The sequence below is a fragment of the Streptomyces sp. NPDC005070 genome (assembly GCF_053600395.1).
In genome coordinates this window covers 1-5,333 of record NZ_JBSFZS010000260.1, presented here as the reverse complement: position 1 = coordinate 5,333, position 5,333 = coordinate 1, and the positions used below count along the sequence as shown (strand labels likewise).

Here is a 5,333-nt window from a genome sequence, read left to right as displayed (position 1 = left end):
CGGCGCGGGCCGCGCGCCGCACCGGGGGAGCTCTTGCGCACCGTCCGCTCGCCGGGTTCGGCGGAAGCGGCGGTCGTGGTGGTCATGACGGTGTCCGCACTCACTTCTTCGGCATCTGCTGCTGGGCCTTCTCGAGCGCGGCCTTCACCGACGCGGTGGTCACCGCGCGGCCGCCGGCGGCGTCGGCGAACAGACTCTTGATGGCCGTACCGACCGCGGTCTCGAACTGGGACTCGTCGGCGACCTGCGGCAGCGCGGCGGCGCTCTTGGCCAAGGTGTCCTTGAGAACCGCGTTCGAGGGGGAGTTGAACGCGGTGTCCGTCTGGGCGGTCTTGACCGGCGGGATCGAGGTGTACGCGCCGTTGAGGATCTTCTGCTCGGCGTCACTGGTCAGGAACTTCACGAACTTCGTCGCGCCGTCGAGGTTCTTGGTGTTCTTGAACACGGCGAGGTTGATGCCCGCGACCATCGAGTTGACGTTGGTGCCCGTGCCCGGGGTGCCGGACTGAACGGGCACCGGAGCGATGCCGTACGCGTCGTCGGCCATGCCCTGCGACTTGAGGTTGGCGGCGGCGGACTGCCACAGCAGCATCGCGTTCTTGCCCTTGGCGAAGTCGCTCACCGACTGGTTCTGGGCGTACTCGGCGTTGCCCGGGGCGATGATCTTGTCCTTCGCCATCAGGTCGACGTACTGCTTGACCGCGGCGACGACTCCGTCGTTGGTGAAGTCCGCCTTGCCGTCGGCGGTGAAGAAGTCGGCGCCGTGCTGCTTGGCGAAGACGAAGGCGTGGTGGATGTTCTCCGAGGCGTTCGACCCCTCGGCGCCGAGGCCCCACTTGCCGCCCTTGGAGATCTTCTTGCCGTCGGCGACCAGCTCGTCCCAGGTGGCCGGCGGGCCCGCGATCCCGGCGTCGGCGAACATCTTCTTGTTGTAGTAGAGCGCGTACGCCATCGAGTACAGCGGCACCGCGGCGGGGTCCTTGCCCTCGGCGCCCGTCGAGCCCAGCGCGGAGTCGACGAAGCGGTCCTTGCCGCCGATCTTGTCGAAGTTCTTCGCGTCCCAGGGCAGCAGCGCGCCGGTGGCCTGGAGCGAGGCGCTCCAGGTGTTGCCTATGTTCAGGACGTCCGGGCCCTGGCCCGAGGTCGTGGCGGTGAGGATCCGGTTCAGCAGGTCGGACCAGGGCACGACCTCCAGCTTCACCTTGATGCCGGTCTGCTTCTCGAACTTGGCCAGTTCGGGGGCGAGCGTCTTCTTGTCGATCTCGATGCTGGCGCCCTGGTTGGACGCCCAGTACGTGAGTGTCTTGGGCGAGGCGTTGGACCCGCCGCTCGACGAGCCGCCGCCACAGGCGGTCGCGGCGGTCAGCAGGGAGATGGTGACCGCACCGGCGGCCGCGGCTCGGATTCTGCGCATGGCTGCGTATGTCCCTTTCCCGGAGGGAGCGCACGAGGGGCGTCCGTGTTCACTTCCCGAACGATCCTCATGGCTTAATTTAGGACGTGAGTTAAGACCCGGAAGAAAGTCGCGTCAAGGGATCGCGCAGGGGTATCTTGCAGGTCGGGCAGGCCGGAAGGGACATCACATGGCGGGGCGGAACGGGCGGACAGTGCGTGACCTGCGACGGGGCAATCGCACCGCCGTACTACAACGGTTGTATTTCGACGGGCCGATGAGCCGCTACGAGCTCGGTCCCGCGACCGGGCTGAGTTCCGGATCCATCAGCAACGTGGTCGCCGAACTCGTCGCCGACGGCCTCGTGGAGGAGGCCGGAAGCGTCGACTCCGACGGCGGACGCCCCCGAACCCTGCTCCGCGTCGTGCCCGGCAGCGGCCACATGATCGGCGTCGACGTCGGCGAGACCCGGGTCCGTATCGAGCTGTTCGACCTGACCCTCACCGAACTCGCCCGCACCGAGCGGCCGTTGGAACACCAGGGATACGAGACCGACCGGCCCCTCCGGCGTCAGGAGTACGACGTCGACGTCATCGTCGGCCACATCCGCGACGGCATCGCCGAGGTCCTCGCCGAGGCGGACATCGCCCCCGAGCAGCTCCTCGGGGTCGGCATAGGAGTGCCCGGCATCGTCGCCCGCACCCCCGAGCGCGGCGCGGTCGTGCACGGCCAGACCATCGGCTGGGACGCCGTCCCGCTGGAGTCCCTGCTCCGCTCGGCCTGCGAACTCCCCGACACCGTCCCGTACTTCGCGGACAACGGCGCCCGCACCCTCGGTCAGGCCGAGATGTGGTTCGGCGCCGGACGCGGCGCCCGCAACGCGGTGGTCGTGCTCTTCGGCTCCGGCGTGGGCGCCTCTCTCGTCACGGAGGAGGTCGAGAACGGCCGGTCCGTCGAATGGGGGCACCTGACCGTACGGGTCAGGGGCCGCCGCTGCCGCTGCGGTGCCCTCGGCTGCCTGGAGGCGTACGCGGGAGCGGAGGCGCTCCTGGACCGCTGGCGCGAGGAGGGCGGGCGGCCCCCGGAGGGCACGGACGAGGAGACCGCGCTCACCGCGATGCTCGCCGCCGCCTACCCGCCCGAGGGCACCGAGCCCGACCGCATCGCGCTCGCCGTCCTGGAGGAGACCGCGGAGTACCTGGGCGCCGGCCTCTCCGACCTGATCAACCTCTTCCAGCCCGAACGGATCCTCATCGGCGGCTGGGCCGGCCTCCAGCTCGGCTCCCGCTTCCTGCCCGCCGTCCGCCGGTACGCCTCCTCGTACGCCCTGCGCTACCCCGCCCAGCACGTCACCGTGGACCTCGGCCGGCTCGGCCCCGACGCCGTCACGGTCGGCGCCGCGATCCTCCCGCTGGCCGACTTCTTCGCACGCGGCGGCCGGCGCGCGGAACCCGCGCCGACGGGACCGTCACCCGCCTGGCGCACGGCCCTGGAGGAACGCGCACCGCACTGACCCCCTCGGGGTCGACCCTGACGCGGCGGGGGCGCGCGCGGCTCAGCCGAAGGCGTTCACGCCGGTCAGCTCCGCCGACAACTCCCACAGCCGGGAGGCCTGTTCGGGATCGGTCGCGTAGGCGCTCACACCGGTCCGGGTGCCGTCCGCCGGAGCCGGTTCGGCGATGTCGCAGTCCTCGCAGTACACCCCGCCCATCCCGGCGAGCCGGGGCGAGGTCGCGGCCCACACCTGGGTGGCGGCGCCCTGCTCGGGCGTCTTGAAGGCCTCCGGGTTCAGCGGCTTCCCGTCTTCGTCGATCCAGCCGCGTTCGACCATCTCCGCCCGGGGCAGGTGCCGCTGGAGCGGGGTGAGGATGCCGCCGGGGTGCAGCGAGAAGGCCCGTACGCCGAAGTCCCGTCCCCGTCGGTCGAGTTCCACGGCGAAGAGCACGTTCGCCGTCTTCGCCTGCCCGTAGGCCTGCCACTTGTCGTAACCGGTCCGCCAGTGCACGTCGGCCCAGCGGATGCCGGAGTTGTGGTGGCCGGCGGAGGACACGGACACGACCCGCGCGCCGCCCGGCGCGATCGCCGGCCAGAGCCGGTTGACCAGCGCGAAGTGGCCGAGGTGATTGGTCGCGAACTGCGCCTCCCAGCCGGGGCCGACCCGTGTCTCGGGGCAGGCCATGATGCCGGCGCTGTCGATGACGATGTCGATGACGCGGCCCGAGGCGAGGAACCGCTCGGCGAAGGCGCGCACGCTGTCCAGGTCGCCGAGATCGAGGTCGTCGGTCTCGGCGCCGTCGATGCCGGCCAGCGCCTCGCGCGCGGTGGCCGGGCGCCGCGCGGGGACCACGACATGGGCGCCCGCCTTGGCCAGGGCCCGGGTCGTCTCCAGTCCGAGGCCCGAGTAGCCGCCCGTGACGATCGCGAGTCTTCCGGAGAGGTCGATGCCCCGCAGGACGTCGTCCGCGGTGCTCCGGGCACCGAATCCCGAACCGATCTTGTGCTGTGCAGTGCTCATGCCCCGCACGCTACGAATTGGAGCGGACTCGAAGTCAAACGGACACGGCCGGGGCGGCGAACGGCCGGCCCGGGCAGAGAAAAGACCCCGACCGGATGGGGGAATCGCGGTCGGGGTCGTCTGTGTGGGCGCCGATGGCGGTCGCCTCGCGGCGAAACGCTCCACAGGGCTTCAGCCGGACGATCGTCCCTGCGGGCTGGGGTGAGGCCCGGGGACACTGTCCCATCCGCACCCACGGTTTGTTCAACGGGTAACTACCTGTGGGTGTTCCCCGGAACGGGGCCGTCGGCGGTGACGTGCGTCACGGTGTCTCGCGGGTCCGGGCCCAGGTCAGCACCTGCTCCCGGGTCCATGTGGTGACGACACGCGCCGGCGGCACCCCGCACTCCTCGGCCCGCGCGCACCCGTAGATCTGCCAGTCCAGTTGCCCGGGAGCGTGTGCGTCGGTGTCCAGGGAGAACAGGACACCCGCCTCGACCGCCTGGCGCAGCAGCCGGCGCGGCGGGTCGAGGCGCTCCGGACGGCTGTTGATCTCGACGGCCGTGCCGGTCTCCGCGCAGGCCGCGAACACGGCGTCCGCGTCGAACACGGACTCCGGCCGGCCGCGGCCCGTGATCAGCCGGCCCGTGCAGTGGCCGAGGATGTCCGCGTGCGGATTGCGCACGGCGGCGACCATGCGGCGGGTCATCGGCCCCGCGTCCATGCGCAGCTTGGAGTGCACGGACACGACCACCACGTCCAGTCGCTCCAGCAGCTCCGGCTCCTGGTCGAGCGATCCGTCGTCGAGGATGTCGCACTCGATGCCGGTGAGCAGCCGGAAGGGCGCCCAGCGTTCGTTGAGGTCGGCGACGACCGCCAGTTGCTCGCGCAGCCGCTCCGGCGACAGGCCGTTCGCCACGGTCAGCCGGGGCGAGTGGTCGGTGAGCACCGCCCACGCGTGACCGAGCCGCGCCGCCGTGCGCCCCATCTCCTCGATCGGGCTGCCGCCGTCCGACCAGTCCGAGTGCAGATGGCAGTCCCCCCGCAGCAGCTCCCGCAGACCCGCACCGCCCTCGGCGAGCGGTCCCGAGGCCTCCCGCTCCACCTTCTCCAGATAGCCGGGCACCTCGCCGGCCAGTGCCTCCCGCACCACCTGCGCGGTCTTCGGGCCGATGCCCTTGAGCGACTCCAGCGTCCCGTTCGCGGCGCGGTCGCCGACCTCGTCGGCGGTCAGCCCGGCGAGCAGACCCTGCGCGGTGCGAAAGGCCCGTACGCGATACGTGGGCGCCAGGCTCCGCTCCAGCAGGAACGCGATCCGGTCCAGGGCCTCGACGGGATCCATCGGCACTCCTCCTTGCGGTCGCGTCGGCCGCCGCACGCTTCCCCCAGCGTTGCCCAGCCGTCGCCGGCACATCGGCACCGCCGGACGGCACGTCACCGACCTGT

General features: G+C 71.4%; 4 protein-coding genes. 1 reads left to right on the top strand and 3 read right to left on the bottom strand.

Annotated features, from left to right (window positions below; genetic code table 11):
* Positions 1–100: 100 nt before the first annotated feature.
* Complete coding sequence (locus tag ACWEBX_RS37130; RefSeq protein ID WP_451889149.1) at positions 101–1,414, bottom strand: ABC transporter substrate-binding protein; 1,314 nt, start codon at positions 1,412–1,414, stop codon at positions 101–103.
* Between the two features lie 169 nt (positions 1,415–1,583).
* On the opposite strand from ACWEBX_RS37130, the gene ACWEBX_RS37125 reads away from it, so the two are divergent.
* Entirely contained in the window at positions 1,584–2,906 is a 1,323-nt protein-coding gene (locus ACWEBX_RS37125) for an ROK family transcriptional regulator (RefSeq protein ID WP_451889148.1), read from the top strand.
* A 42-nt stretch (positions 2,907–2,948) separates the two neighbouring features.
* On the opposite strand, the gene ACWEBX_RS37120 is transcribed toward ACWEBX_RS37125, so the two are convergent.
* Positions 2,949–3,908 carry an SDR family NAD(P)-dependent oxidoreductase gene (locus ACWEBX_RS37120; protein WP_451889147.1) on the bottom strand — a complete coding sequence of 320 codons (960 nt, stop codon included), beginning with the start codon at positions 3,906–3,908 and terminating at the stop codon, positions 2,949–2,951.
* Positions 3,909–4,209: 301 nt separating this feature from the next.
* Positions 4,210–5,229, bottom strand: a complete 1,020-nt coding sequence (locus tag ACWEBX_RS37115) for a PHP domain-containing protein (RefSeq protein WP_451889146.1) — start codon at positions 5,227–5,229, stop codon at positions 4,210–4,212.
* Positions 5,230–5,333: the final 104 nt, after the last annotated feature.